The sequence below is a fragment of the Streptomyces sp. NBC_01546 genome, from assembly GCF_045208355.1.
Taxonomy (GTDB): Bacteria; Actinomycetota; Actinomycetes; order Streptomycetales; family Streptomycetaceae; genus Streptomyces.
Genome location: NZ_CP109379.1, coordinates 4,745,014 through 4,770,335, shown reverse-complemented (window position 1 = coordinate 4,770,335; position 25,322 = coordinate 4,745,014). Strand labels below are relative to the sequence as shown.

Sequence of the window (25,322 nt, the reverse complement as noted above, 5' to 3'; positions counted from 1 at the left end):
TCGGGAGACGCCATGCCCAGACCACGCCGCCGCCTGGCAAGCACCTGCATCGGTACGGTCACGGCCGGACTGCTGGCCACCGGAGCCGCACTCTCGACTCCCGACGACGACCGGTACCCGGGCTCGGACGTCGCCATGGGCGCCTATCTCCACTACGGGCCGCCCGGCGTGGCCCGGATCCCGTACCTGTCGCGCTGGCTGGGCGGCAAGGAGATCCGGGTCGGGCACACCTACCTGCCCGGCGACCGGTGGGCGGGCATCGAGGGCAACGTCGACTTCCTGGAGGACTGGGCCGAGTGGCGCCGGGCCGAGGACGACCGGCTGTTCGTCCTCAACGTGCCCATGCAGGCGCGCAACGAGGGCCGGGTGTCCGACTACCAGGTGGCGCGGCTGATCAGGGCGGGCGCGGAGGGCGAGTTCGACCGGCACTTCCGGAGACTGGCGGAGCGGCTGGTGGAAGTGGGCGTGCCGGACACGGTGATCGTGCTGGGCTGGGAGATGAACGGCACCACCTACACCCACCGCTGCGCTCCGGACCCGGAGAACTGGAAGGTGTACTGGAAGCGCATCGTCAACACGATGCGTGCCGTGCCCGGACAGAAGTTCAAGTTCGATTTCGCCCCGAACAGGGGTACGGACGCCATCGGCTGGACCAGGTGCTACCCGGGCGACGACGTGGTCGACATCATCGGAATGGATTCGTACGACCAGGGTCCCGGCCGGACCTTCGACGAGCAGATCTCCCAGCCGTACGGGCTCCAGGACCACGTCGACTTCGCGGAAGCACACGGCAAGCAGATCTCGTACCCGGAGTGGGGGCTGTTCCGGCGCGGGGACAATCCGGAGTACGTGCGGCGCATGCTGAAGTGGATCGAGCAGCAGAAGCCGCTCTACCACACCATCACCGACTACTGCCCGCACGGCGTGTGGCAGTGCAAGCAGAACCCGGAGTCCACGAAGGTCTTCCGCCAGGCGCTGAGGTCGGACCCGTCCGACCCGGTGATCCCGACCCCGGTGGTGCCCACGCCCGTGGTGCCCACGCCCGTGGTCCCGACCCCGGTGGTCCCGACCCCGGTGGTCCCGACGCCCGTCGTGCCCTCGCCGGCCGTACCCACACCGGCCGTCCCGACGCCGGCCGTCCCCACACCGGACCTCCCGACCCCGCAGATCCCGACGCCGGCCGTGCCGACCCCGACCCCCGTGGCCCCCACGCCCGAGGTCCCGCTCCCGGTGACCCCGAGCCCGCTGGTCCCGACTCCCGAGGTGCCCGAGCCGACGCCCGTGCCCTCGCCGGACCTTCCGGCGCCGCAGGTCCCCACACCCTCCGGAGCCCCGACCCCCGTGGTCCCGACCCCGGTGCCGTCGCCCGAGCCCACCCCCTCCCCGTCCCAGCCGAAGCCGCAGCCGCTGCCGGAACCGGCGAAGCCGCCGGTCAACAGCAAGGAGTGGTGCATCCCGCTCAGCTTCGGCGAGTGGCTCTCCAAGCTGGTCGGCAAGCAGTCGTTCTGCGTCAAGGTCGACCTGGGCGAGGGCTCCGGCTTCTGGCCCTTCTAGACGGGTCATCGCACCCGCAGTTCGTTGAGCCGCGCCCGCCAGTTCCTGGCGGCCGGCAGCGCCTCCCGCAGCGCGTCCACCGCCCGCTCGCGCCCCGTCACCTGCGACTCGTGCAGCCGCAGCAGGGGCGCGAGCGCGGTGGTCGCCAGCAGGAACCGCTGGTTGACCACGGTCTCGGGCCGCCAGTGGTTCTTGTACGGCTCGTCGCCGCGCAGGAAGCTCACCACCGGGCGGCCCTCGGCGTACGCCCGACCGGCCTCGTGGCGCAGCAGCAGCGTCGCCACGTCCACCTTGCGCGTGCGCAGGTCAGGGTCGGCGCCGTACAGGTAGCCGCCGCTGAGCCCGGCCGACAGCAGCGTGACGTTGGCCGCCACCACCTTGCCGTCCAGCCGGAACTCCGTCAGCCGGCCCTCCCCGGCCCGCACCATCCGCCGGGTGGCCCGGGTCAGGTGCTCGGCGAAGCGGGGCCTGAGGTGCTCGGGGGTCACCCCGCGGCCGCGCCACTGCTTCTCGTGCAGCCGCAGCAGGGTCCGTACGGCGCGCGGCACTTCCTGCTCGGCGACATCGTGCTCCTCGATCCCGGCCGCGTCGGTCTTGCGGAGCTTGGCCCGGACCCGCTGGGCACCGGAGGCCGGCATCCGCTTGACCAGCTCGTCGAAGGGCAGCGCGGGCAGCTCCATGCAGGTGGAGTCGGTGAGCTGGGCGCCGACCCCGGGCCAGTGCTTGAACAGCGCCTCGGCCGCGGCACCGGGCCGGACCTCGCGCAGGTCGACGACCGCGCCCCGGGCGGCCCGGTGCAGCCCGCGGGCCAGCGCCGGGACGACCAGGTCGGTGTACTCCGCGGACACGAGCACGTCGAAGTAGTCGGTGATGGGGCCGCCGAGCGGCACCAGCAGCGGCAGCGGCCGGTGTACGAGCATCAGCGCGGCCGCGCCGACCAGCTCCTCGCCGCGCCGCACGAGGACGATCCGGAGCCGGCCGTCCTTCCCGTACGACAGCCACCAGGAGTGCAGCCAGGCGTGGCTCTGGAAGGGGGTCGCGGTGGGACAGGCGCGGACGAGCCGGTTCCACGGCTCCTCCAGCGCGGCGAACTGCCGGGGGTCGCGGCACAGCGTCACCGACAGGGCCGCGGCGGGGCCCGAACTCATCGCACGGACTCCTTCTCCTTGGTCTCGGTGTGCTCACCCTGCGCCGGGAGCGAGGCGTACTCCTCGACGAGCGGGTGCTCCTCCGAGGCCTGCGCCCGAACCCGCGTCTGAGCCCGCGGTTCCTCCTGCTCCTTGCGCCGGGCGGGCCGGGCCAGCAGCCACAGCCCGCCCAGCAGGCCGCCGGCGCACATCCCGACGGCGCCGCTGATGGCGGCGGACGGGGAGGCGGGGTCGGTGGGGGCCACGGCCTGGTTGAACAGCAGCAGCTGCACGCCGGTGTTCTTCGCGGCCTGATTGCTGCTCAGGGACAGGGCGTCGGCGACGGCGTTGGCGATGTCGGCGGCCTCGCCGGGGCTCTTGGAGGTACCGGTGATCGCGATCATCGGGGACTCGGGGGAGGTCTCGGCCCGCACCTGGGTCCGCAGCTGGCGCGCGCTGATGCCCGCGCGGGGCTGGGCATAGGCGAGCGTGGAGCTGCTGGTGGCGATCCGGGCGTAGGCCTGGGAGAAGCCGAGGGCGGTGGCCGGCTCGGTGGTGTCGTCCGGCACGGCGACGACGTAGCTGGTGGCGGCGTACTCGGGGGTCTTGAGCACCCCGTACGCCCCGCCCGCGGCCAGCCCGAGCAGGGCGCACGCGGGCAGCGGCCACCAGGCGGGGGGAGGCAGCAACCGCCGCCGGGCCCGCTTCCTCTCGGATCGGTGGTCGGACTTCTTCTCCGACTTCCTCTCGGACTTCCTCTCGGACTTGCTCTCCGACTTGCTCTCGGACTTCTTCTGGTCGGCGCTGTCGGCCATGAGCGTGCTCGCTTCCTGAACGGGGTTCGATTCCTTCGGGGACGTGGGGCCGGTCATTCCAGCCCCACCGGCATGTCCAGCCCCGCCGGGGGGCGCCTCTCGGCAATGGCCGGGGGAGTTCGCGGCGCGGGGTCCGGGGCGGAGCCCCGGGAGCCGGCCCCGGCCAGGGCCAGGTCGTACACGTCCAGCAGCTGCCGCGCGCTGCGGGCGATGTCGTAGCGGCGGACCACCGGCGGCGGGGGCAGCCGGCGGACGCCCGCCTCCATGTGGCCGCGCAGGGCCGCGATCAGCTCGTCCGTGCCGGTCCCGATGCGGCGGGCGCCGGGGGCCTGCGCGGCGGGCAGGTCGTCGATGGCCGGGCAGGTGACGTGCAGTACCGGCAGCCCGGCGGCCAGCGCCTCGACCACGGCCAGCCCGAAGGCCTCCTCCCGCGACGGCGAGACGAAGACGTCCATGGCGGCCAGCAGAGCCGGGATCCCCGGGGTGCGGCCGTCCGCGCTGTCGCCCAGCGGGTTCCGCTCCCCCAGCAGGTGGATCCGGCTCTGCGCGCCCAGCTCGGCGGCGAGCAGCCGCAGCGCCGCGCGCTCGGGCCCGTCCCCGGCCAGCAGCAGGTGCGCCCCGGGCAGCGCGGCCACGGCCCGCACCAGGACGTCGAAGCGCTTGCCCGGCACCAGCCGGCCGACCCCGCCGACCACGAAGGCCCGCTCCGGCAGCCCGGTCCGGGCGCGGGTGGAGCGCCGTACGCCCTCGTCGAAGCGGAAGCGGACGGCCTCGATCCCGTTCGGTACGACGTGCACCCGCGCGGCCGGCACCCCCCAGTCCTCCAGCCGGGCGGCCACGGTGTCCGAGACGGCCACGGTCGCGGCTCCCAGCCGCTCGCTGGCCAGGTACAGGGCGCGCACCCCGCGCGACAGCGGCCGGCCCTCGATCTCACCCTCGCCGAGGGAGTGTTCGGTGGCCACGCTCGCCCCGGCGCCCGCCAGCCGGGCCGCGAGGCGCCCGTACACGCAGGCCCGGTAGAGGTGGGTGTGCACGAGGTCGTACCGGCCGCGCCGGATGAACTTCACCAGCCTCGGCAGCGCCCCGAGGTCCCGGTTGCCCCGCATCCCGAGGTGGACGACCCGGACCCCGTCGGCGCGCAGCCCCTCGGCCACCGGCCCTGGGTTGGTCAGCGTCAGGACGTCGCAGCGCATCGGCATGTGCCGCAGCAGCAGTCGCAGTTGCTGCTCGGCGCCGCCGACCCCGAGTCCGGTGATGACGTGAAGTACCTTGGCCGCCGTCACGGGCTGACCACCCGCCGCAGCTCCCGCACCTGGTGGCGCACCTGCTTGATCCGGAGCCGCGCGCCCGCGTCGGCCTGGCTGATGTGCGTACGGGGCAGGGCGTGCGGGCCCGCGAGCCGCCCGGGGTCGATGGCACAGGCGTACCCGTACCCGGCGGCCCGGGTGGCGTCGACGACCCGGGCGTCGAGGTGCCCGTACGGGTAGCAGAACCCCTCGGGCAGCGTCCCGGTCAGCTCGCGCAGCAGGTCGCGGCTGCCGCGCAGCTCCTGCTGGAGGGCGTGGTCGGGGGCCGCGGTGAGGTCCTGGTGGAGCAGCCCGTGCGAGCCGATCTCCTGCCCGGCTTCGGCGACTTCGCGGATCCCCTCGGCGGTGAGCAGGGACTTGCGCGGCCCCAGCGGGTCCCACACGTTGTCCACGCCGAGCCGCCCGGGCAGTACGAAGAGGGTGGCGGTGCAGTCGTGGCGGCGCAGCAGCGGGAGCGCGTGGGTCAGGAAGTCGGTGTAGCCGTCGTCGAAGGTCAGCCCGACCAGCCCGGCCGCGCGTCCGGCCGCCCGGGCCCGGAGCAGCTCGCCGACCGACACCCCGCGCAGCCCGCGGGAGCGCAGCCACAGCAGCTGGGCCTCGAGGGCGCGGGGGGTGACGGTGATGCCGTACGGATCCTCCGCGGGGTCGGTGAACTCGGCGACGGAGTGGTACATCAGGACCCACGGCGATGCGGTCCGGCGGGCGGGGACCACCACGGCGGCGGGCGCCGTGTCGGTGTCAGCGGACATTGCGGAACCTCTGCGTGAACTGGGAGGTGAACCGGTCGATCTGACCGGGCAGGGCGGTGACTTCGAGGGCGCGTATGGCGGTGCCGGTGGCTCCGAACATGGCCGGGACCAGCAGGCAGCCGAGGGCGGCGCTGAGCTTCGGGTCGGGGATCATGGGCCCGGCGATCCAGCCCGTGGCGCAGGCGGCCGCCGCGGACACCGCGAGCCGCCCGATGCTGACGGCGACGCGGCGGACCTGGATGGCGATGATCCGGGAGCCGAGGCCGGTGAGCAGCAGGACGGCGGTGGTGGAGATGCCGGCCGCATTGGCGGCGGCGATGCCGTAGATGCCCCACCAGCCGACGGCGAAGGCTCCGGCCACGATGTTGACGAGCAGTCCGGCGCCCATCGCGAGCGCCGGGAACCAGGTGGGCCGGGCGGTCGAGAAGAAGGGCCGGGACAGTGCCCCGACGAGGCAGTGGCCGAGGAGTCCGAGTCCGTAGACCCGCATGACGGAGGCGGTGGCGAGGGTGTCCCGGTGGGTGAACGCGCCGCGTTCGAAGAGGACCTGGATGATCTGGGGCGCGTAGCCGATGACGAGTGCGGTGCCCATCAGGACGGCGAGGCAGGCGAGGGCGAGGTCCTGCTCGACCCGGCGCCGGGCCTTCTCGCGTTCCCCGCCGGCCATCGCCTGGGCGACGACGGGGAAGGTGACGGTGCAGATCATCAGGGAGAGCACCATCGGCATCTGCGCGACCTTCTGCGCGTAGTTGAGGTGCGAGATCGCCCCGGGCGGCAGGGAGGCGGCGAGGAACCGCTCGACGAGCACCTGTGACTGCCGGAAGACGGCGAAGAAGATCACGGGGGCGATCACGCCGAAGGCGATGAGGGTGGGGCGGTCGCGGTCGCGCTGGCTGCGCGGGGCCCCCTTGGCCCGGTGCGGGCCGAAGCCCACGTTCCGGATGAAGGCCGGCAGTTGGACGAGGACCATCAGCAGTCCGCCGGCGGCGACCCCGGCGGCGGCGGCCCGCACCCCCCACAGGGCGTGCAGCGCGACCATGGTGCCGATGATGCCGACGTTGTACGAGACGTAGATCGCGGCGGGCGGCACGAAGGACCGGTGCGCCCTCAGTGCCGCGCTGAAGTACCCGGCGATGCCGAAGGAGATGACGGTCAGCGCCGTCATCCGGGTGCACTGGACGGCCAGTTCCGGGTCGGGCAGGCCGGGCGCGAGCACGGCGACGACCAGCGGCGCGGCCACGACGAGCACGGAGGCCACCGCGGCCAGGAACACGGCGAGGCGCGGCAGGGTCGCCCCCACGAGCAGCCGTACGGGGTCCTGCGCGCGGGCCTCCTTGCGGGTGAGCCCGGCCCGGCTGGCCGCCCGCCTGGCCAGGGCCTGGCTGAAGGCGGGCACCATCAGCAGCGCCATGGCGTCCTCGATGAGCAGCGTCGAGGCCATCTCGGGCACGGTCCAGGCGATCAGGAAGGCGTCGCTGTCGTGCCCGGCCCCGAAGAGGTGCGCGATGGTCTGGTCCCGCACCAGTCCGAACACCGCACCGGCCGCGGTCAGCCCGGCGGTGACGGCGGCGGCCTTGGCCAGGAACCGCCCGAGCGGCGCCGGCCCGTTCCCGCTCGGGGCGGCGGGCGGTCCGGGTGCCGGGCCGCTACGGCCGGGCGTTCCGGGTGCCGGGGCGCCGGTCCCGGCGGAGGCCGCGAGGGCGGACGCCGGGCGGCCGGAGCCACCGCGGGCCGCCCGGGCCGCCACCCGCACGCTGCGCGGTCCCAGCACCCCGCCCGGATGCCCGGCGGCACCGGGCAGCGCCCCCGCCACGAACCCGGGGTCCGGCAGGACGGGAGCCCGGCCGCCGGGCGGCGCGGACGGTACGGCGGCCGGGTCCGGCACGCTGCCGGGGCCCGCGGGGGCGCCCGGCACACGGGCGGGGCCCGCCCCGGCCGGAGGACCGGAGGCGGGCCGCGTTCCGGTCTGCGGGGTGTCCGTCACCGGGTGGCCGCACCCTCAGGGGCCGAGCCCCGGGCCGTACGGGGAGCGCGGACCGGCGGGCCACCCGGGCCACCGGGATCCGCGTCCCCCCGGGAGGGAAGGGCCCACCAGGCGGCAAGCCCGATGATCACTCCGGTCAGGACGGTGGACGGCCCGCCGATGTCCGCGTACAGGAAGTCGGTCAGCTGCCACACGAACAGCCCGGTCGCGATCAGCCCGCAGTCCCGGATCCGTCCCGCGGCACCGGAGGCGAGCCGCCGCGCCCCCGCCACCAGCAGCGCCGCCCAGCCGCCCGCCAGCGCGGTCAGCCCGATCAGCCCCTGCTCGCTCAGGATGAGCAAGTACATGTTGTGCGGGGAGAGCAGCGGCTGGCGCAGGTACGCCTGCCCCGCGCCCGCGGTGTCGCTGCCCGAGGAGAGCCCCAGCGAGGCGTGCCCGTCCCGGTGGGCCGGGAAGCCCTTCAGCCCCACCCCCACCGCCGGCCGCTCCCGCCACATCGACTCCGCGGCCGCCCACATCGTGTAGCGGTCGGTCACCGACTGGTCGGGGGCGCTGGAGACCTGCGTGATGGAGGTCAGCCGCTCCGCGACCATCTCGGAGCCGACCCCCAGCCCGCCCACCAGGACGACCCCGGCGGCGGCCAGCGCGAGCAGCACCTTCAGCGCCCGCCGGATGCCGGCCAGCAGCATCACCAGCACCGCCGCGCCGACGGTGGCGATCCACACGCCCCGGCTGAACGACAGCACCAGCGGCAGCACCAGCACCAGCGCCACACCCCCGGCGATCCGCCGGACCCGCTGCCCCAGCCCCGGCGCCAGCGCGACCGCGGTCGCCACGACCAGCCCGTACGCCACCACGGTGGCCATGCCCATGACGTCACCGGGGCCGAAGGTGCCCACGGCCCGGATGTCCTGGCCCTGGTAGGAGGCCCCGGTGTGGGTCGCGTACTGCACGACCCCCACCGCGCCCTGCACCAGCGCCAGGACCACGAAGCACCCGGCGGCGATCCGGAACTCCCCGGCGTCGCGCACCAGCAGCACCACGGCCGCCGGGACCAGCACGAAGACCTGGAGGTAGCGCACGAAGCCCGGCAGGGCGGCGTGCGGGTCACCCGCGGTCATCGTCGCGACCGCGAGCCCCACGGCGGGCATCCCGAGCACGAGCACGCCCAGCGGAGTCAGCCCGCGCACCCGGCCGCGCAGCGCCTGCACGGCGCAGACGAAGACCAGCAGCAGCGAGGCCGCGTCGGCCGGGCCGACCTTCCCGGAGGCCGTCGCGTCCCCCGCCGGGAGCGGGGCGAGCAGGAAGAGCACGGTCGCGGCGAGCGGCAGCAGCGGCCAGTGCCGCCGCAGCAGCCCCGGCAGGTCGGGCCGGGCACCGTTCAGGGATAGGGATACCGCAAGGCTCATCAGCTGCCCCCCAGCCGGAAGCGGAAGAAGGAGGCCGCGGTGCGGGCCAGGATCCACAGGTCCTGCCACAGCGACCAGGTGTCGATGTAGTGGTTGTCGAACCGGGCGCGGTCCTCGATGGAGGTGTCCCCGCGCAGGCCGTTGATCTGGGCGAGGCCGGTGATGCCGACGGGCATCCGGTGCCGGGCCTCGTATCCGGGGTGGACGGTGGAGAACTTGGCGACGAAGAACGGCCGTTCGGGGCGCGGGCCGACCAGGCTCATGTCACCCCGTACGACGTTCCACAGCTGCGGCAGCTCGTCCAGCGAGGACTTGCGCAGGAAGGAGCCGACCGGGCTCATCCGCCGGTCCCCCGCGACCGTCCAGCGGGTGGCGGACTCGTGCTCGTCGGCGCGCAGGGTACGGAACTTCAGCAGGGTGAAGGGGCGCCCGTACAGGCCGACCCGCTCCTGACGGAAGATCACCCCCGGCCCGTCGCAGGTCCGTACGGCCAGCGCGCAGGCGGCCATCACGGGCGCGGCGGCGGCCAGCGCGACCAGTGCGAGGATGGCGTCGAGGCCCCGCTTGACCCAGCGCTCCAGCGGCCGCGCCGGGCGGGGCAGCAGGGGCTGGACGGCGTACCCCCACAGCTGGTCGGCGGGGTGCGCCACCCGCATCCCGGTGACCTTGGCGGTACCGGCCGGGTCGGCGAGCCAGAGCCGGCAGCCGTGGTCGTGGAAGAGGCGGACCAGGGAGGCGGTGCGCTCATCGGCCTCGGGCGGGCGGGTGAACACGGCGTGCCGCACGGAGTTCTGGATGACCGCGCGCCGGACGTCCTCGTGGGTGGTGAGCACCGGCAGCGGGCCGGTGTCGCCCTCGGCGGCCGTCCCGGTGTCGGCGACCCCGACCGGGCGCAGCCCGTACTCGGGGCGGCCGTACAGGGCGGCGGCCACCGCGCCCGCTCCGGCGCCGGGTCCGACCACGAGGGCGGAGGCCGGCCGGCGGAGGCGCGTGCGGCGGCGGAACTGATTGACGAACCCGCGCCCCGCACACGCCAGTACGACCTGAAGGCACACGGCGGTGAGCAGCGCGCCCCAGCCCAGGGCGTGGGCGGGCTCCACGGCGGCGACGACGGTGGCCGCGCCGCACCACAGCACGGCGGACCTCCCGGCCAGCACGGGCAGTTCGAGGAGCGCCGAGGGCGAGAGCCGCGGCCGGTAGAGCCCGGCCTGCGCGTGCAGTGCGGTGAGCAGGACGGCGATCGGGGCGGCCGCCGGGGCCGGCAGGCCCGTTCCGGGCAGGGCCGTCGCGGTGAGTACGACGGCCAGCGCGTCGGCGGTGAGCAGCGGGAGCAGCCCGTCCAGGCGGCGGACCCGCTGCGGGCGTACGGCGGGCCGGGCCTGACCTGCCCTGGGCCCGCGCGGAGGGTGGATGGCGGTCGCGGCACGGCGTACGGCAGTGATGCCGGCACCGCCGGCGGGCCCCGTGCCGCCCTGCCCGGTGTGCCGGGCGGGTGCGCTGTCCATCGTCATCGGCTGATGCGCTCCTGGTTCAAGGGCCGGGGCCTGCCCAGCAGTTCGTGGTACAGGCCGGTGACCGCGTCCGTGGTCCGCCGCACGTCGAAGTCGGTCCGGGCGTGCTGCCGGGCCTGCTCTCCGAGTTCGGCGAGCAGCCGCGGTTCGGCGAGCAGCCGTCCCAGGGCCTTGGCCAGCGCCGTCGGGTCCTCCGGTGGCACCAGGCAGAGCCGTCCCTGGCCGGGCGGCAGGCTCTCCCTGGCACCGCTGACGTCGGAGACCAGGACCGGGCGGCCGCAGGCCATGGCCTCGAGCGGGGCGAGCGCCATGCCTTCCCACCGCGACGGCAGTACAACGAGATCGGCGGCCCGAAGCCACGGTCGGATGTCGGGGGCAGCGCCCGCGAAGAGCACCCCGGAGGGGGCGGTGTGGCGCAGCCGTTCGGTGTCGGGGCCGTCGCCGACGAGGGCGAGGCGGGCTCTGGGGACGGTGCCCAGCAGCTCCGGCCAGGCCTGCAGCAGGATGTCCTGCCCCTTCTGGAGGCAGAGCCGGCCCACGCAGACGGCGAGCGGCCCGTCACCCCGGAAGGCCGCGGGCAGCGGCAGCCCGGCGCGGGCCCGTGCCTTGTCCTGGCCGGGGTCCGGGCCGCCGGGCCGGAAGTGGTCGAGGTCCACGCCGTTGCGGATCACCGACCACCGGGCGGTGATCCCCTCGGCCTCGCCCGCGCGGCGCTCGGCCTCGCTGACGCAGAGCACCCGGTCGGCCCAGCGCGCCCCGTACCTCTCCCAGCGCAGCGCGAGTGCGCCGGTGGCCCCGCCGACGGCGTCGAAGGACCAGGCGTGCGGCTGGAAGACGGTGGGGACGGTGCCGCGCGCGGCGAGCCGCCCGGCCAGCCCGGCCTTGGCGCTGTGGGCGTGCAGGAGGTCGGGCCGGACGCGGCGGAGCAGCCGCCGGACGCCGAGCACTTCGGCGGGCAGACCGGGCCCGGGGGCCCCGCCCGGCGCGCCAGGTGAGCACTTCGGCGCCGGCTTCCCGGGCGGCGCCGGCGAGCGTTCCGCCGCGCGGGCAGCCGACGACGGCGCGCAGGCCCGCGGCGGTCTGGGCGCGCACGAGATCGGTGACGACCCGGGCGACACCGCCGTCTACGGGCTGGGCGAGATGGAGGACGGTCGTGGGCTGTGCCGCCCATGGCTGTGTGGGCACGTGGAGTGGTCTCCTACGTTCAGCGGCGCGCGTCTGTCTGAACGAAGAGCACACCGAGGAAATGACCCTGACTTTCACCCGTGAACCTGAAGCTCAGACTGCGGGCACCACCGGACAGGGCGGGACTCAGATCGAACACGTCCGCGTCATATCCGAGATTGTTCATATAATCCGGCTGTCGCAAGAATGCTTGCTGTCCGAATTCCGTGATCGTGGAATTCATGACGTCATTGAAAGGGTTTTCCGGATCGCTGAGACTCACCCGGCGGCCACTGTCGGCCGTCACGGTGAGTGAGTCCTCCAAGGTGCCGCGGTCCCCGTCGTACGCGACCACCCCGACCCGCCCGGACGCCCCGGCCGGCGCGTCCAGGCCGTCCAGCTCGACCACCCCGTCGCCCGCCCGGGCGGCGAGCGCCTCGAAGCCTTCCCACACCGAGATCCGGCGCACCGGCTCCTGCGGGTGCTCGTAGGCGACGACCAGCGTCCAGCCGCCCCAGGCCCCGACCTCGGAGTGGCCCATGGCGATGTTGAGCTGCGCCACCGTCCACATCCCGGCGCCGCCCTTGCGCACCAGCGGCGTCACGTCGGCGGAGGCCTGGTAGGCATCGCTGCCCGCGTCCGTTCTGTGGCCCATCACGGTGTCGGCGAGGACCTCCTTGTACGCGCCGCCCGGCTCGGCGACCAGCACCCGGCCGTTGTCCTCCGGCGGCTTCTGCTCGCCCACCCGCAGGTTCCCGCCCCAGTAGAGACGGGCGTACGAGACCTTCGCGCCCTGCGGGACCTTGAGCTCGGCCCGGGTGGAGTTGTAGGTGTCCGGGTCCTTGTCGACCTCGCTGTAGAACATCTCGAAGTCGCTGTTGACCCCCGCCGCGCCCCGCTTGACCTCGGCGCACGGCTCGGCCTGCGGGGACTCCTCGCGGCGGCAGCTGATGCCGGAGTTGGAGGCCCGCACCAGCCCGCCGTGCTGCACCGCCTGGTAACGCTGGGTGAACGGAACCCGGGGCATCTCCTTGGGAGCGGGGGGTTGCGGCGCGGGGGCCGCCTGCGCCGCGGGAACGTACGCGGAAAGTGTGAGGCAGGACAGCAGACCGAGCGTGCCGAGGATTCTGCGGGAGGAACCCATGACCCTGTCTCCATTTTCGATCAAGGGAACAAAACAGGAGTGAACTTTGTCAGAAATCGGGCTGGAAATCACGTCGGACTCGCTCGTACGGCCTTTTGGGCGATGGCACGCACCCTCGAACCGAGCGGGTCGTTATCTCTTGCACCATTGTTCGAACCGAAAGGAATTCCGCGCATGCGGCAGGGCGAGGCCGCGGCGAGCGGCTTCGCGGGCGGGACCCAACGGCGTCCCGAGCGGCAGCGTGACACCGAGGGGAACGCCTGAGCGTCAACCGCGCCGTCCGAAACGGCGGCATCCGGGTGAAGTCACGCAACCCCGGCGGGTGCCGGGCCGTTGTTCCGGATGCTCCAGTACCGGGCAATCCTGCAAAAAAGGGACGACAATGATCAAGAAGATGATGGCCACGGCAGCGGTTGCGGCCTCGGTCGTGGGCATGGGCGCCGCCATGGCGCCGCAGGCGATGGCCATCGGGAACGACAACGGCATCAACACCGTGAACGGCAACGGCGCTTCGCAGATCTACGGCAACCAGGCCACCTACGGCAACATGAGCCCGCAGATGGCGCTGATCCAGGGCTCCTTCAACAAGCCCTGCATCGCCCTGCCCGCCAAGGCCAACGTGCAGTCCGTGCTTGCTCTGGTCAATGTCGGCGTCCAGGACATCCCGGTCCTGTCCAGCCCGCAGAACCAGCAGTGCACCGAGAACTCCACGCAGGCCAAGGGCGACGAGGCCCTCTCGCACATCCTGGACAACATCCCGATCCTCTCCGGCAACGTCTCCGCCGGCAGCTGATCGAGGCCCGCGCCAGCGAGGCCGTCGCACCAATTCGGTCGCGACGGCCTCGCCGCATGAATGGGCAGTGAATAGCAACCCAAATAAAGTCCGAATTCCGGGCACCCGGACTGTTTCTTTTCCCGGAGCCGCTCGTTGTTATTTCTGCAGCGGATACGCCTCTGCGGGAAGGATTGAAAATCAAATGACGTACAAGAAGGCAGTTGTCCTGGCCGCCGGCGTTCTCATGGCCGCCGGTGCCGCGGCCCCCGCGATGGCCGACGCCGGCGCCTCGGGCGCGGCCGTGGGCTCCCCGGGCGTCCTCTCGGGCAACGCCGTCCAGGTGCCCATCAACATCCCGATCAACATCTGCGGCAACAGCGTGAACGTGATCGCGCTGCTGAACCCCGCGTTCGGCAACGTCTGCGTCAACCACTGACGCAGCAGCTGCTGACGAAGCGCTTGCGCCCGCAAGGGCAAACCTCCTCGGGGTGGCCTCGGAGTGCACGGCGGTGCACTCCGAGGCCACCTTCGATTCAGCACCGGCACCAGCGCCGGTAGACAGGGAAGGACCCATGCGACAGGTACTGAGCCGACAGGTACTGGGCAAGGGGATGCTCACGGCGGCGGCAGCGTCGAGTCTGCTGTCGATCGCGGCCGGCGCGGCCTACGCACATCAGGGGGCGACGGCCGAAGCCTCGCACTCCCCGGGTGTGCTGGCCGGCAACAGCGTCTCGGTACCGGTCACCTTCGCACCCAACGTGTGCGGCAACAGCGTGGACGGAGGTGCGGCGCTCAACCCCGCGATGGGGAACACCTGCGTCACCACCACCGGCTCGCACTCCGACGACGGCCACGACTACGGGCGCTACCTGAGCCCCGAGAACGCCGAGGCCTTCGAGCGCTACCTCGAGGAGCGCGAGGGACCGCGGCACGCGGTGCCGGAGCAGCGCCACGAGTCGCCGCGCTACGAGCAGCCGAGGGACGAGGAGCCCCGCCAGGGGCCGCGGCACGCGAAGCCGCGCCAGGAGGAGCCGCGCCACGAGGACGGCTACGGCGGCCCCGGCGGGGAGGAGGGCCAGGAGGAGTGCGACGACCACCCCGAGCACGCCCCGCCGCCGCCGGTGCACCACGCGCCCCCGGCGCCCGAGCGGCCGCACCCCATGCCCGAGCCCGTCGCGGAGCACCCGGCCCCGGTCGAGGAGGCGCCCGCACCGAGTCCCGAGGCGCCGCCCGCCCCGCGCCGGCGGACGAGGCTCCCCAGCCGCTGCCCGCCCCCGCTCCCGGGCCGGAGCCCGTCCCGGAGGAGGCACCCGCACCGCTCCCGGCACCGGTCGAGGAGGCACCCGCACCGCTTCCGGCCCCGGTCGAGGAGGCACCCGTAACGCTTCCGGCCCCGGTTCCCGCGCCCGCCCCCGTCGTGGAAGAGGCGCCCGCGCCCCGGCCGCCGCACGGGAGCCAGCCCGTCGAGCACCCGGCACCGGAGGTCGTCCGTCCGGCCGACCAGCCCCCGGCCGCACCCGCCGGTGACACTCCCGTCCACCTGCCCCCGGCGGCCGCGGCACCGACGCCCCTCCCCGCCCCGGCGCCCGGACCGGCGCCGGCACCGGCGCCCGCTCCCGCGCACGTGACCGGGCCCATGCTGGCCGAGACCGGCGCGGGCCAGCCCGCGGCCGCGGCGGCCCTCGCCACGGCACTGATCCTCGGTGGCGCCATTCTTTACCGGCGGTCGCGTATCGCCTGACCGGCAATACCGGTAATCGGAAGAAATATCGGCCGGAGAATCCCTTGTCGGATTCTCCGGCCGCTGTCATGTACCCGCGCGACGCGTTTCCGGATCGGCGGGGAATCGTTACCCATGGCGAAAGCGGCGCGACGGTCGCCGCCGACGCCTCTGCCCACGAAAAGAAGAGGATTTCGATAAATGAAGCTCACGAAGGTCGCCGCTGTCGTCGCCGGCTCCGTAGCCGCCCTCGGCGCCTCCGCCCCCGCCTTCGCCGCCGATGCCCCCTCCGCGGTGCCCATGAGCCTGACGAGCGGGGTGACGGAAGTGACGGAGGCCGTGAACCCCGTCTCCGAGTCGCTCCCCCAGACCGTGGGCGCCGGACTGGCCGAACAGGGCGGCCACCTCAACACGGTCCTGGGCACCGTCCAGAGGGTCAACAAGGTACGCAACAACCTGCCCGGCGAGGTGCTCGGCCTCGCGAACGGCGCCACCCAGGCCTCCCCGCTCCTCGGCGGCGTGCAGCTCAACGGCGGCGGCGCCCACTGAACGGCCCGAACATGACTGTGGGCGCCACCGGCGAGGCCGGGGCGCCCACAGTCGTTCTACAGCCGACGTCAGTCGTTGACGCAGACGTTGCCGAACGCGGGGTTCAGCAGCGCGATCACGTTCACGGTGTTGCCGCAGACGTTGACCGGGACGTGCACCGGGACCTGGAGCAGGTTGCCGGAGAGGACGCCGGGGGAACCCACGGCCGCACCCTCGGCCGACGAGTCGGCGACGGCGGAGCCGGCGGCACCGGCCGCGGCGAGACCAGCGGTGGCCAGGACCAGAGCGGCCTTCTTGGCAGAGTTCATGGGAAGTGCACCTTCTGTTCGATGTTCTGCCCCGATCCGGGGCTCACATCGAGCGAAACGGTCCATCTTCCCTGACGACACGGTTCCGTCCGCGATCAGACCTGTTCAGCTCAATAGTCGTAACCACGGCGCGTTCCGGACGTTACGGAAGGTCCGGAATCCCCGGGACCTCGACGTCGGGGAGCTCCGGCACGATCTCCACCGGGTCCGCCGGGTCCGCCGGGTCCGCCGGGTCCGGCAGCGCCGGCGGGGTGAGCGACGGCAGCCCCGGGATCTCCACACCCGGAATCTGCGGGAGTTGGACCCCCGGGATCTCGGGCAGCTTGATCTCGGGGAGCTTGATCTCCGGCAGCTTGATCTCCGGGATCTTGATGTCCGGCAGGCTGATGCCCGGCGGCAGGAGGGCCTTGATGGATTCGAGGATGCCGTTGATGAGGTCGTCGACGGGGCCGGCCGCGGCTCGCCGGCTGAGCGCGGCTCCACGGTCGCTTTCCACGGCGCCCGCGGGGGCCGCCGCGCCGGACAGTATGACGACGGCGAGGGCCGAAGGGACAAGGAGGCGGACGCGGCGGGCGCGGGAGGGCTTCGTGGGGTGCATGGATGTTTCCTTCTCGTGGTCGCGCGGATACGGACCTGAGCGATCCGCTCCCTCACCCACCGTGCGAACACCTCGTACGGAGCGCAACCGGAGGCGGGCCGACTGCGCGCTTCGTACGGGCTTCGCGCAGGCGTCCGGGGGCCTCTCACCCGGGCCGGGGAAAACCTCGCGCCACACGGGCCGTTTGAGTGAAGCAGCGGAACCAACCTCCTGGCAGGGCAGTTGACCAGGGCGCTCCGTTAGCGGGCACTCGTGCGACAGAAGGATCAAGATGTTCAAGAAGATCATGACCGCCGCCGCCGTCACCGCCGCCGCCGTCGGCGCAGGCGCTGCTGCTGCGGCCCCGGCCATGGCCATCGGCAACGACAACGGGATCAACACCGTCAACGGCAACGGCGCCCAGCAGATCTACGGCAACCAGAAGACCCACGGTGACCAGAGCCCGCAGCTCGGCCTGGTCCAGGGCACCCTGAACAAGCCCTGCATCGGCCTGCCGGTCAAGGTCAACGCCCAGTCCCTGTTCGCGCTGATCGCCAACGTCGGCGTCCAGGACATCAACGTCCTGTCGAACCCGCAGAACCAGCAGTGCACCGAGAACTCCACCCAGGCCAAGGGCGACGAGCCGCTCTCGCACATCCTGGACAACATCCCGGTCCTCTCGGGCAACGCCTCCGTCGGCAGCTGATCTCCGGGCCCCGTGCCCGTGGAGCGAAACGACGAGGGCCCCGGCAGCGTCCAGCTGCCGGGGCCCTCTCGCGTTCCGCGCCGTCAGCCGGTCCAGAAGTCCCACCACCGGGTGAGGACGAGCATGGCGATCACCCCGATGTGCAGGGCGGGCGGGGCCCAGCCGAACTCGGCGAAGAAGTCCCGTACCGGGCCGGGCGAAGGCAGGATCCCCGTACGGGCGTTGTACGCGGTGACCGCCCAGAACATCAGCAGGGTGGCCACCCAGGCCAGACAGCACCACAGGCAGAGCGCGTTGATCTCGTACAGCGACTGGACCATCAGCCAGGAGCAGAAGCCGACGCCGAAGAGGGTTCCGGCGTTCAGACCCAGCCAGAACCAGCCGCGGTAGCGCGCGCCGGCCAGCAGGCCCGCGCCGACGCACACCACGACGGCGTAAGTGACCAGCCCCAGCATGGGGTTGGGGAAGCCGAAGGCCGCCGCCTGGTCGCTCTTCATCACGCTGCCGCAGGAGACCACGGGGTTGAGACTGCAGGCGGGCTTGAAATCGGGGTCCTCCAGCAGGAGGAACTTGTCCAGGGTGATGACCCAGGAGGCCAGCACCCCGGCCGCCCCGGTGAGGACCAGCAGCCAGGCCGGCCCCCGTCCGGCGGCTGCCGCGGCGTCCTGTTCGCCCTCGTGTCGGGTGCCGGGCCGCCCCTGCCGGCGGGGGACGCCCACTGTGTTCGTTGCCATGTGGCCCATAGTCCCGCGCTTCATCACAGAGCGGGCGTAACCATGCCCTTCCGTACGGAAGTTGACCTGAAGGTGTGGCGGGAACCCCTGTTGCTTCCCGGACGTTTTACCGAACCCCGGACGTGATGTCAGAGCGAGGGGTTACGTTGAGCTTCCGCGAAGTGACAAGCTGCGACGGCCTGGAGACCCACCTTGAGCGATCCGTACGAGACAACCGAGGCGCACCTCGGCCGGCTCCTCGGCCGCGCCCTGAACTCCTTCGACCTGCCCGACAGGCTCGTCGAGCGCCTCGGCACGGCGCTCGCACACAGCTCTTCGCTCTACACCACCCACCACAGCCCGGCGACGGGATGCTGGCGGGAGACCCACCGGCACACCTATCTGCTGGCCGACGGCGGTTCGGTGTCGCTGTGGGAACTGGTGTACCGGCAGGAGGGCGACCGGACGGTCCGGCACGAGCTCTTCGCGAGCAAGGCGGAGACCTGCCTGGCGGTGGCCCGGCTGTTCGGTGAATCCCCGTCCGAGGCGGCTCTGGACCCGCTGCTGCTGCCGGGTGACGAGGAGCCCGACGACGATGTGGCGGTGCTGAGCGCGCTGTTCGCGGCCTCGGCGTCGACGCGACCGCACCGGGAGTACGCGGTGGAGCAGTCCGCCGACCACGCCCGGCGGGTGCTGCGCCGCGCGGAGAACGCGGACCGGCCCGGCGAACAGGTGGCGGCGCGGCTGCGGTCGGCGTACGCGCACCAGATCACGCAGTCCTTCGGCGGGCGGCAGTGCCCGTCGGGCGGGCGGGACGCCGGCTTCAGCCTGTACGAGCACGCGTTCGTCCTGCTCGACGGGGCCGAGGTCAGCCTGTGGGAGGTCGAGCACACGGCGACGCCGGACGGGCGGCACATGTGCGAGGTGTACGAGAGCGAAGCGGCCGCGCGCGGAGCCATGGAGCTCCGCGCGCGGGTGAGGTGACGCCGACGCCGGTTCGGGCGGCGACGGTTCAGGCCGTGGCGGGTGCCGACAGGGGGAGGTCCAAGGGCAGGTCCTGGGTGCTCCGGACCGCTTCGGCGCGCAGGTCCGAGGGGGTCGGCATGGCGCTGCCGGGGAGCTGGACGGCGCCCGCCCCGCCGTGAAGCAAAGAGAAACGGACATGCCCGCCAACAAAGGCGGGCATGTCCGTGAAGTGGGGCCGGAAGACCTCAGACGGCCGGGACCTTCTCCTGGACCGTGGCCGGGTGCTCCGAGCCGCCCTCGCGCTGCTCCATCGGGATCGACTTGCGCGGCAGCGCGAACATCACCGCGAAGATCAGGACCATGACGGCCACGACCCACCACAGCGCACCGCGGAAGGCCTCGGTGTACGGCGCCCCGAGGACCATGTCGTCGTCGATGAGCCCGAAGAAGACGACGGAGGTCAGGCCGAGGCCGAGCGCATTGCCCATCTGCTGGGTGGTGTTGATCAGGCCCGAGGCCGATCCGGCGTGCTCGCGGGGCACCTCGGACAGCACGGTGTCGGTGATCGGGGCCACGATGAGCCCCATGCCGATGCCCATGATCACCAGCGGCGCCGCCATCTGCCAGGAGGCGATCTCCATCCCGTAGCGCTGCGACTCCCAGATGTAGAGGAGCAGACCCGCGGCCATGGTCAGTGCGCCCGCCTGGAGCACCTTGCGGCCGAAGCGCGGGACGAGCTTCTGGACCGAGAGGCCCGCGGCAGCCGAGACGCCGAGGGAGAACGGGATGCCGGTGGCGCCGGCGCGCAGCGCGCTCCAGCCGAGGCCCATCTGCATGTACAGCGTCCAGACCAGGAAGAAGATGCCGGTCGCGATGCCGAAGGTCAGCTGGACGGCGACACCGCCGGCGAAGCTCTTGATCTTGAAGAGGGAGAGCTCGACGAGCGGGGAGCCATCCTTCTTGATCTTGTACTTCTCGTACGCGATGAACCCGGCGAAGACGGCCGGCGCGGCGCCCATGGCCACGAAGCCCCACAGCGGCCAGTCGTTCTCCCGGCCGTGGGTGAGCGGGAAGATCAGCATGACCAGGCCGAGGGTCGCGAGAACGACACCGACCAGGTCGAGGCGCAGGGCCTGCGGGGCCTTGGACTCGGTGATGAACTTGCGGCCCATGAGCACGCCGGCGATGCCGACCGGCAGGTTGATCAGGAAGATCGGGCGCCATTCGAGGCCGAACAGGTTCCACTCGGTGAGCAGCGCGCCGAGCATCGGGCCCGAGACGGCACCGAGACCCACGACCGCACCGAACATGCCGAAGGCCTTGCCGCGCTCGTGCGGCGGGAAGGTGGCGTGGATGATCGCCAGCACCTGCGGCACCATCATGGCCGCCATGCCGCCCTGGAGGATGCGGGAGGCGACGAGCATCGAGGGGTTCGCGGCGATGCCGCAGAGCAGCGAGGCGGCCGTGAAGCCCGCGATGCCGATGAGGAAGAGGCGCTTGCGGCCGAAGATGTCGCCGAGGCGGCCGCCGGTGATCAGGCCCGCGGCGAACGCGAGGGCGTAGCCGGCGGTTATCCACTGGACGGCGCTGGTGGAGGCGCCGAAGTTCTGGCGCATGCTGGGTATCGCGATGTTGACGATCGTGACGTCGACCAGGTCCATGAAGGCCGCGGTCATCACGATGGCGAGCGCCAGCCAGCGGCGGCGGTCGGCCGGTCCTTCGCCGGGGGCGTGCCCGGGAGCGTGCCCGGGGGCTTCGTGCGACGCTTCACCGTCGCCACGTGCTTCTGCGAGTGCGTTCCGCTCTTCTTGTACGGGCCCGTTCTCTCTTTCGGGCGATGTCTTGGACGTCTCGGTGCTCATGGAGAGAAACCTAGACGGCATGTAGGTCAGTCGGTGTCCTATTTCGCTGGCAACCTGGAATGCATGACCGACACCCCGGCGCGGCTGCTCTCCTTGCTGTCCATCCTGCAGACCCCGCGCGAATGGCCCGGGAGCGAGCTCGCCGCGCGGCTGCGGGTGAGCCCCCGCACGATCCGGCGCGACATCGAGCGGCTGCGGGACCTGGGCTACCCGGTCGAGGCCACGCTGGGGGCGGAGGGCGGCTACCGGCTGGTGGCGGGGGCGGCGATGCCGCCGCTGCTCCTCGACGACGAGGAGGCGGTGGCGATCGCGGTGGGGCTGCGGGCGGGCGCCGGGCACGCGATCGAGGGGGTGGAGGAGGCCTCCGTACGGGCCCTGGCCAAGCTGGAGCAGGTGCTTCCGTCGCGGCTGCGTCACCGGGTGGGCGCGCTGCAGTCGGCCACGGTCGCGCTGACCCGGGGCGACGGGCCGAGCGTGGCCCCGGGGACGCTGACGACGATGGCTTCGGCGGTGGCGGGGCCGGAGCGGCTGCGGTTCGCGTACGAGGCGCGGGACGGCGCCCGGTCCCGGCGGCTGGTGGAGCCGTACCGGCTGGTGAGTGCGGGGAGCCGGTGGTACCTGGTCGCCTACGACCTGGAGCGCGGGGACTGGCGGACCTTCCGGGTGGACCGGGTGGGCGAGGCCTTCGCGACCGGGGCCCGGTTCGCGCCGCGGGAGCTGCCGATGGATGCGCGGGAGTTCGTGCGCAGGGGGCTGCGGGGCCGGCAGACGTACGCCGTGGAGGTCACCTTCGCGGCGGGCCGCGCGGAGCTGCCGGAGTGGCTGCGGGAGGCGGCCGCTCCGGGCGCGGGCGACGACGGCACGCGGGTCCGCTTCGAGAGCGGGGACGCTCCGGAGTGGCTGGTGGCGCGGCTGGCCATGACCGGACTGCCGTTCACGGTGCAGGCCCCGGCCGCGCTGTCCACGGCGGCGCACGCACTGGCCGCGCGGCTGGCCGGGGCGTAGGGAGCCCCGGCACCTGGGGGGGATAGGCACCGGGGCTCGTCCGGGGGGCTGCGACGCGGGCCGGTCAGGCCACGGCGTCGAAGCCGGTGTCGCGCGCCATCCGCTTCAGCTCCAGGAGGGCGTGCTTCTCGATCTGGCGGATCCGCTCGCGGGTCAGGCCGTGCTGCTTGCCGACCTCCGTCAGGGTGCGCTCGCGGCCGTCGTCGATGCCGTACCGCATCTTGATGATCGACGCGGTGCGCTGGTCGAGCTTGCCGAGCAGGTCCTCCAGCTCCTCGCTGCGCAGCAGCGAGAGCACGGACTGCTCCGGCGAGATGGCGGAGGTGTCCTCGAGGAGGTCGCCGAACTGCGTGTCGCCGTCGTCGTCCACGGACATGTTGAGGCTGACCGGGTCGCGCGCCCAGTCCAGTACGTCGCCCACGCGCTTCTCCGTCGAGTCCAGCTCGGCGGCGACTTCGGCGTGCTCCGGGTCCCGGCCGTGCTCGCGGTTGAACTCACGCTGGACGCGGCGGATCCGGCCGAGCTCCTCGACCAAGTGGACGGGGAGGCGGATGGTGCGGGACTGGTCGGCGATGGAGCGGGTGATGGCCTGGCGGATCCACCACGTGGCGTACGTGGAGAACTTGAAGCCCTTGGCGTAGTCGAACTTCTCGACCGCGCGGACCAGGCCGGCGTTGCCCTCCTGGATGAGGTCGAGGAGCGGCAGGCCGCTGCGCGGGTAGCGGCGGGCGACGGCCACCACGAGGCGCAGGTTGGAGCGGATGAAGACTTCCTTGGCGCGCTCGCCCTCGGCGGCCAGCGCCTCGAGCTCCTCGCGGGAAGGTGTCGTGCCCTCGCGCTCTATGACTCCGTCGAGGAGCTGCTGGGCGTACACGCCCGCCTCGATGATCTGGGACAGCTCCACTTCCTTGGCGGCGTCGAGCAGCGGGGTGCGCGCGATCTCGTCCAGGTACATGCCGACCAGGTCGCGGTCTGCGATCTCCCCGCCCACAGCGCGGGCGCTGCTCGTGGACTGACGACGGGCGACGGCGCGGGTTGCCATGCGTGCTCCCTTGCGATGAGTTCGGTCGCGGTGCGGCTGCCGGACGGCCACCCTGGCGGGGTGGTGCGTCCCCGGACACTCTCCCGAGTGCCCGCTTCCGAAGGAAACAACGACTGGAATCGGGACAGAATTCCCACGTTGCCCCCTCTTTTCCGAGATCTTGCAGTATCCTGCCCCGCCACGAGAGGGGGCAGTGTGCCGCAAGAACACGAAGAGGTGCAGGTCAGGCCCGGAACGGAGGCCGACCTGGCAGCGCTCACGGATGTGTACAACCACTACGTCCGCGAGACCGCCGTCACCTTCGACACGGCCGTCTTCACCCCGGAACAGCGCCGCCCATGGCTGCACTCCCACCCTGAAGACGGCCCGCACCGGCTTCTGGTTGCCTGGACCGGCGATCGAATCGCTGGATACGCGACAAGCAGCCCTTTCCGCCCGAAACCGGCCTACGCGACGTCGGTGGAGGCCAGCGTCTACCTCGCCCCGCACGCGGTGGGCCGCGGCGTGGGCACGGTGCTCTACGACGCCCTCTTCACGGCGCTGGCCGAGGAGCCGGTCCACCGCGTGTTCGCCGGCGTCGCCCTCCCGAACGATGCCTCGGTCCGCCTCCACGAACGCTTCGGCTTCCGCCGGGTCGGGGAGTTCACGGAGGCGGGCTGGAAGTTCGGCCGCTACTGGGACGTGCGCTGGTACGAGAAGCCCCTGGGAACGGGCCCGGGCCACCCGCCCGAGTGAGGCATCGGCATATCCCTTCGGCATGAGACAGCACCTCCCTAGCGTCAGAGGGTCGCTTGTGCCGCCCGGCCGGCGACGCCCACACTTAGAGGAGGTGCTGCACATGACCGCTCTCGCCCACGAGACGCTGGAGGCCGTAATGCCGAAGGTCGCGACTCCCCCGTCGGACCTGGACGACGTCCTGTGGCAGGCATGGAAAGCCATGGAACTCCCCGAGGGCTACCACGCCGAGATCGTCGAGGGGTTCATCGAGGTGTCACCCACGGGTCGCTACTCACACGGCCGGATCGCCAATCGCCTGCGGGACGCGCTGGTCGTCTTCCTCGCGCAGGGCGAGTTCGTCGCCCGCCAGGACATGAACGTCATCCACAAGCGCAAGGTCTGGATCCCGGACGTGTTCATCGCCTTGGAAGACGCCGAGGAGCACGTCACCGAGGACGGTCTCGGAATCGATGCCTCCGCGGTCCAGCTGATCGCGGAAGTGGTGTCACCCGGCAAGGAATCCCTCGAGCGCGACCGCGAACGCAAGCGGCGGGCGTACGCGCGGGCCGGAATCCCGGTGTACGTGATGATCGACGACTACGACGGGCACGGCACCGTCAGCGTGCTGACCGGCCCCGTGCCGGGTGAGGCACGGTATGCCTCCGAGGTGCGGATGCCCTACGGGACGGAGGTGATCGTCCCCGAAGGGCCCGCCAAGGGGTTCACCATCGACGAGGCGATCACGGGCGCACTGCGCACGGCCTAGCCGAACTGGAGGGAGCGCTTCGAGAGGCCCATCCAGAAGCCGTCCACCGTGTCCCGGCGGGCGGCGAGGTCGCCGGAGGCCTCCGCCGCGCCGAGCGTGACGAAGAGCGGGGCGAAGTGTTCCGTACGGGGGTGCGCGAGGCGGCCCGACGGGGACTTGGCCTCGAAGTCGAGCAGGGAGTCCAGGTCGCCCGCGGCCAGCGCCTCGTGGCCCCACGCGTCGAACTCGGCGGACCAGGCGGGGACGCCCGTGTGCCGCAGCGCGGCCAGGTTGTGCGTGAAGAAGCCGCTGCCGACGATCAGGACCCCCTCGTCGCGCAGGGGCGCCAGCTTGCGGCCGATGTCCATCAGGCGGCGCGGGTCCAGTGTCGGCATGGAGATCTGGAGGACCGGTATGTCGGCCTCCGGGAACATCTCCACCAGGGGGACGTACGCGCCGTGGTCCAGGCCGCGGTCGGGTATGTCCTGGACCGGGGTGCCGGGGGCCTGGAGCAGCTTGCGGACCGACGCGGCGAGCCGCGGAGCGCCCGGGGCCTCGTAGCGGACCTGGTAGTAGTGCTCGGGGAAGCCCCAGAAGTCGTAGACGAGCGGGACCGGCTGCGTGGCACCGAGGGCGAGCGGTGCCTCCTCCCAGTGGGCCGAGACCATCAGGATCGCGGTGGGGCGGGGCAGCTCCGCGGACCAGGCGGCCAGCTCGCCCGGCCAGACCGGGTCGTCCGCGAGCGGCGGCGCTCCGTGGCTGAGGTAGAGCGCGGGCATGCGGGTCGGGGCAGAGCTCATCGGGGCGCTCCTCGGGACGGGGGGGTCGGGGCCGTGGTGCGGGGCCGACACGAAAAGACTAACCCCGCTTGGT

General features: G+C 72.6%; 25 protein-coding genes and 1 pseudogene. 11 read left to right on the top strand and 15 right to left on the bottom strand.

The features are described 5' to 3' along the window. The first annotated feature begins 12 nt into the window (after nucleotides 1-12). On the top strand, nucleotides 13-1,554 hold the full coding sequence (locus OHA89_RS21925; protein WP_406366895.1) for a glycoside hydrolase family 26 protein: 1,542 nt from the start codon (nucleotides 13-15) through the stop codon (nucleotides 1,552-1,554). 5 nt (nucleotides 1,555-1,559) lie between these two features. Here OHA89_RS21925 and OHA89_RS21920 read toward each other — a convergent pair whose 3' ends face one another. The 9 genes and pseudogenes from OHA89_RS21920 to OHA89_RS21880 all read right to left on the bottom strand — a co-directional run bounded on the left by OHA89_RS21920 (nucleotide 1,560) and on the right by OHA89_RS21880 (nucleotide 12,836). Further along, entirely contained in the window at nucleotides 1,560-2,702 is a 1,143-nt protein-coding gene (locus tag OHA89_RS21920; RefSeq protein WP_406366894.1) for a GNAT family N-acetyltransferase, read from the bottom strand. Further along, entirely contained in the window at nucleotides 2,699-3,496 is a 798-nt protein-coding gene (locus tag OHA89_RS21915) for a lipopolysaccharide biosynthesis protein (protein WP_266609426.1), read from the bottom strand. The genes OHA89_RS21920 and OHA89_RS21915 overlap by 4 nt, the downstream gene beginning before the upstream one ends. 53 nt (nucleotides 3,497-3,549) lie before the next feature. Continuing rightward, nucleotides 3,550-4,779 carry a glycosyltransferase gene (locus OHA89_RS21910; protein WP_266609425.1) on the bottom strand — a complete coding sequence of 410 codons (1,230 nt, stop codon included), beginning with the start codon at nucleotides 4,777-4,779 and terminating at the stop codon, nucleotides 3,550-3,552. Continuing rightward, on the bottom strand, nucleotides 4,776-5,552 hold the full coding sequence (locus OHA89_RS21905) for a polysaccharide deacetylase family protein (RefSeq protein WP_406366893.1): 777 nt from the start codon (nucleotides 5,550-5,552) through the stop codon (nucleotides 4,776-4,778). Before OHA89_RS21905 ends, OHA89_RS21910 begins: the two co-directional genes overlap by 4 nt. After that, nucleotides 5,542-7,305, bottom strand: a complete 1,764-nt coding sequence (gene murJ / locus OHA89_RS21900; protein WP_406368550.1) for a murein biosynthesis integral membrane protein MurJ — start codon at nucleotides 7,303-7,305, stop codon at nucleotides 5,542-5,544. The genes OHA89_RS21905 and murJ overlap by 11 nt, the downstream gene beginning before the upstream one ends. Before the next feature lie 227 nt (nucleotides 7,306-7,532). Continuing rightward, complete coding sequence (locus tag OHA89_RS21895; protein ID WP_266609423.1) at nucleotides 7,533-8,945, bottom strand: O-antigen ligase; 1,413 nt, start codon at nucleotides 8,943-8,945, stop codon at nucleotides 7,533-7,535. Beyond that, nucleotides 8,945-10,456 carry an exopolysaccharide biosynthesis polyprenyl glycosylphosphotransferase gene (locus OHA89_RS21890; protein WP_406366892.1) on the bottom strand — a complete coding sequence of 504 codons (1,512 nt, stop codon included), beginning with the start codon at nucleotides 10,454-10,456 and terminating at the stop codon, nucleotides 8,945-8,947. The genes OHA89_RS21895 and OHA89_RS21890 overlap by 1 nt, the downstream gene beginning before the upstream one ends. After that, a pseudogene (locus OHA89_RS21885) lies at nucleotides 10,453-11,641 on the bottom strand (glycosyltransferase family 4 protein). Before OHA89_RS21885 ends, OHA89_RS21890 begins: the two are co-directional and overlap by 4 nt. Nucleotides 11,642-11,660: 19 nt before the next feature. After that, a complete protein-coding gene (locus OHA89_RS21880) occupies nucleotides 11,661-12,836 on the bottom strand; it encodes a DUF3344 domain-containing protein (protein WP_406366891.1) in 1,176 nt (391 codons plus the stop codon). Between the two features lie 310 nt (nucleotides 12,837-13,146). On the opposite strand from OHA89_RS21880, the gene OHA89_RS21875 reads away from it, so the two are divergent. The 5 genes from OHA89_RS21875 to OHA89_RS21855 all read left to right on the top strand — a co-directional run bounded on the left by OHA89_RS21875 (nucleotide 13,147) and on the right by OHA89_RS21855 (nucleotide 15,808). After that, nucleotides 13,147-13,557: a rodlin gene (locus tag OHA89_RS21875; protein ID WP_215149169.1), complete on the top strand. Its 411-nt coding sequence runs from the start codon at nucleotides 13,147-13,149 to the stop codon at nucleotides 13,555-13,557. Between the two features lie 184 nt (nucleotides 13,558-13,741). Further along, entirely contained in the window at nucleotides 13,742-13,975 is a 234-nt protein-coding gene (locus tag OHA89_RS21870; protein WP_322975545.1) for a chaplin, read from the top strand. Between the two features lie 136 nt (nucleotides 13,976-14,111). Then, nucleotides 14,112-14,921, top strand: coding sequence for a chaplin (locus OHA89_RS21865; RefSeq protein WP_406366890.1), 810 nt, complete (start codon nucleotides 14,112-14,114; stop codon nucleotides 14,919-14,921). A 35-nt stretch (nucleotides 14,922-14,956) separates the two neighbouring features. Continuing rightward, on the top strand, nucleotides 14,957-15,280 hold the full coding sequence (locus OHA89_RS21860; protein WP_406366889.1) for a hypothetical protein: 324 nt from the start codon (nucleotides 14,957-14,959) through the stop codon (nucleotides 15,278-15,280). A gap of 180 nt (nucleotides 15,281-15,460) precedes the next feature. After that, complete coding sequence (locus tag OHA89_RS21855) at nucleotides 15,461-15,808, top strand: hypothetical protein (protein WP_266609421.1); 348 nt, start codon at nucleotides 15,461-15,463, stop codon at nucleotides 15,806-15,808. A 68-nt stretch (nucleotides 15,809-15,876) separates the two neighbouring features. Here the strand turns inward: OHA89_RS21855 and OHA89_RS21850 are convergent, their stop codons facing one another. Together OHA89_RS21850 and OHA89_RS21845 are read right to left on the bottom strand one after the other, a co-directional pair. Beyond that, on the bottom strand, nucleotides 15,877-16,116 hold the full coding sequence (locus OHA89_RS21850) for a chaplin (protein ID WP_030845163.1): 240 nt from the start codon (nucleotides 16,114-16,116) through the stop codon (nucleotides 15,877-15,879). 142 nt (nucleotides 16,117-16,258) lie between these two features. Further along, nucleotides 16,259-16,714, bottom strand: a complete 456-nt coding sequence (locus OHA89_RS21845; protein ID WP_406366888.1) for a hypothetical protein — start codon at nucleotides 16,712-16,714, stop codon at nucleotides 16,259-16,261. A gap of 271 nt (nucleotides 16,715-16,985) precedes the next feature. On the opposite strand from OHA89_RS21845, the gene OHA89_RS21840 reads away from it, so the two are divergent. Continuing rightward, on the top strand, nucleotides 16,986-17,399 hold the full coding sequence (locus OHA89_RS21840; protein ID WP_266609419.1) for a rodlin: 414 nt from the start codon (nucleotides 16,986-16,988) through the stop codon (nucleotides 17,397-17,399). Between the two features lie 83 nt (nucleotides 17,400-17,482). On the opposite strand, the gene OHA89_RS21835 is transcribed toward OHA89_RS21840, so the two are convergent. Next, nucleotides 17,483-18,133 carry a vitamin K epoxide reductase family protein gene (locus OHA89_RS21835; protein WP_406366887.1) on the bottom strand — a complete coding sequence of 217 codons (651 nt, stop codon included), beginning with the start codon at nucleotides 18,131-18,133 and terminating at the stop codon, nucleotides 17,483-17,485. A 192-nt stretch (nucleotides 18,134-18,325) separates the two neighbouring features. Between OHA89_RS21835 and OHA89_RS21830 the strand changes: the two genes are divergently transcribed. After that, nucleotides 18,326-19,096, top strand: coding sequence for a DUF6227 family protein (locus tag OHA89_RS21830; protein ID WP_266609418.1), 771 nt, complete (start codon nucleotides 18,326-18,328; stop codon nucleotides 19,094-19,096). A gap of 227 nt (nucleotides 19,097-19,323) precedes the next feature. On the opposite strand, the gene OHA89_RS21825 is transcribed toward OHA89_RS21830, so the two are convergent. After that, nucleotides 19,324-20,940 (bottom strand): MFS transporter, encoded by a 1,617-nt coding sequence (locus OHA89_RS21825; protein WP_406366885.1) that lies wholly within the window; start codon nucleotides 20,938-20,940, stop codon nucleotides 19,324-19,326. 63 nt (nucleotides 20,941-21,003) lie between these two features. Between OHA89_RS21825 and OHA89_RS21820 the strand changes: the two genes are divergently transcribed. After that, nucleotides 21,004-21,945 carry a helix-turn-helix transcriptional regulator gene (locus tag OHA89_RS21820; protein WP_406366884.1) on the top strand — a complete coding sequence of 314 codons (942 nt, stop codon included), beginning with the start codon at nucleotides 21,004-21,006 and terminating at the stop codon, nucleotides 21,943-21,945. Between the two features lie 64 nt (nucleotides 21,946-22,009). Here the strand turns inward: OHA89_RS21820 and OHA89_RS21815 are convergent, their stop codons facing one another. After that, the gene (locus tag OHA89_RS21815; protein ID WP_215149180.1) at nucleotides 22,010-22,987 is read right to left on the bottom strand and encodes an RNA polymerase sigma factor RpoD/SigA; all 978 of its coding nucleotides are present in this window, start codon (nucleotides 22,985-22,987) and stop codon (nucleotides 22,010-22,012) included. A 195-nt stretch (nucleotides 22,988-23,182) separates the two neighbouring features. On the opposite strand from OHA89_RS21815, the gene OHA89_RS21810 reads away from it, so the two are divergent. Together OHA89_RS21810 and OHA89_RS21805 are read left to right on the top strand one after the other, a co-directional pair. Beyond that, the gene (locus OHA89_RS21810; RefSeq protein WP_266609416.1) at nucleotides 23,183-23,722 is read left to right on the top strand and encodes a GNAT family N-acetyltransferase; all 540 of its coding nucleotides are present in this window, start codon (nucleotides 23,183-23,185) and stop codon (nucleotides 23,720-23,722) included. A gap of 103 nt (nucleotides 23,723-23,825) precedes the next feature. Further along, the gene (locus OHA89_RS21805) at nucleotides 23,826-24,470 is read left to right on the top strand and encodes a Uma2 family endonuclease (protein ID WP_266609415.1); all 645 of its coding nucleotides are present in this window, start codon (nucleotides 23,826-23,828) and stop codon (nucleotides 24,468-24,470) included. On the opposite strand, the gene OHA89_RS21800 is transcribed toward OHA89_RS21805, so the two are convergent. Continuing rightward, complete coding sequence (locus tag OHA89_RS21800; RefSeq protein WP_266609414.1) at nucleotides 24,467-25,249, bottom strand: dioxygenase; 783 nt, start codon at nucleotides 25,247-25,249, stop codon at nucleotides 24,467-24,469. The two genes, OHA89_RS21805 and OHA89_RS21800, sit on opposite strands and share 4 nt — an antisense overlap. Between the last annotated feature and the right edge of the window lie 73 nt (nucleotides 25,250-25,322).

Bases quoted from the DNA above. Each gene is read 5' to 3' on its own strand.
- OHA89_RS21925 (WP_406366895.1), top strand. From the start codon at position 13: ATGCCCAGACCACGCCGCCGCCTGGCAAGCACCTGCATCGGTACGGTC.
- OHA89_RS21920 (WP_406366894.1), bottom strand. From the start codon at position 2,702: ATGAGTTCGGGCCCCGCCGCGGCCCTGTCGGTGACGCTGTGCCGCGAC.
- OHA89_RS21915 (WP_266609426.1), bottom strand. From the start codon at position 3,496: ATGGCCGACAGCGCCGACCAGAAGAAGTCCGAGAGCAAGTCGGAGAGC.
- OHA89_RS21905 (WP_406366893.1), bottom strand. From the start codon at position 5,552: ATGTCCGCTGACACCGACACGGCGCCCGCCGCCGTGGTGGTCCCCGCC.
- OHA89_RS21895 (WP_266609423.1), bottom strand. From the start codon at position 8,945: ATGAGCCTTGCGGTATCCCTATCCCTGAACGGTGCCCGGCCCGACCTG.
- OHA89_RS21890 (WP_406366892.1), bottom strand. From the start codon at position 10,456: ATGACGATGGACAGCGCACCCGCCCGGCACACCGGGCAGGGCGGCACG.
- OHA89_RS21875 (WP_215149169.1), top strand. From the start codon at position 13,147: ATGATCAAGAAGATGATGGCCACGGCAGCGGTTGCGGCCTCGGTCGTG.
- OHA89_RS21870 (WP_322975545.1), top strand. From the start codon at position 13,742: ATGACGTACAAGAAGGCAGTTGTCCTGGCCGCCGGCGTTCTCATGGCC.
- OHA89_RS21865 (WP_406366890.1), top strand. From the start codon at position 14,112: ATGCGACAGGTACTGAGCCGACAGGTACTGGGCAAGGGGATGCTCACG.
- OHA89_RS21855 (WP_266609421.1), top strand. From the start codon at position 15,461: ATGAAGCTCACGAAGGTCGCCGCTGTCGTCGCCGGCTCCGTAGCCGCC.
- OHA89_RS21850 (WP_030845163.1), bottom strand. From the start codon at position 16,116: ATGAACTCTGCCAAGAAGGCCGCTCTGGTCCTGGCCACCGCTGGTCTC.
- OHA89_RS21845 (WP_406366888.1), bottom strand. From the start codon at position 16,714: ATGCACCCCACGAAGCCCTCCCGCGCCCGCCGCGTCCGCCTCCTTGTC.
- OHA89_RS21840 (WP_266609419.1), top strand. From the start codon at position 16,986: ATGTTCAAGAAGATCATGACCGCCGCCGCCGTCACCGCCGCCGCCGTC.
- OHA89_RS21835 (WP_406366887.1), bottom strand. From the start codon at position 18,133: ATGGCAACGAACACAGTGGGCGTCCCCCGCCGGCAGGGGCGGCCCGGC.
- OHA89_RS21825 (WP_406366885.1), bottom strand. From the start codon at position 20,940: ATGAGCACCGAGACGTCCAAGACATCGCCCGAAAGAGAGAACGGGCCC.
- OHA89_RS21820 (WP_406366884.1), top strand. From the start codon at position 21,004: ATGACCGACACCCCGGCGCGGCTGCTCTCCTTGCTGTCCATCCTGCAG.
- OHA89_RS21815 (WP_215149180.1), bottom strand. From the start codon at position 22,987: ATGGCAACCCGCGCCGTCGCCCGTCGTCAGTCCACGAGCAGCGCCCGC.
- OHA89_RS21805 (WP_266609415.1), top strand. From the start codon at position 23,826: ATGACCGCTCTCGCCCACGAGACGCTGGAGGCCGTAATGCCGAAGGTC.
- OHA89_RS21800 (WP_266609414.1), bottom strand. From the start codon at position 25,249: ATGAGCTCTGCCCCGACCCGCATGCCCGCGCTCTACCTCAGCCACGGA.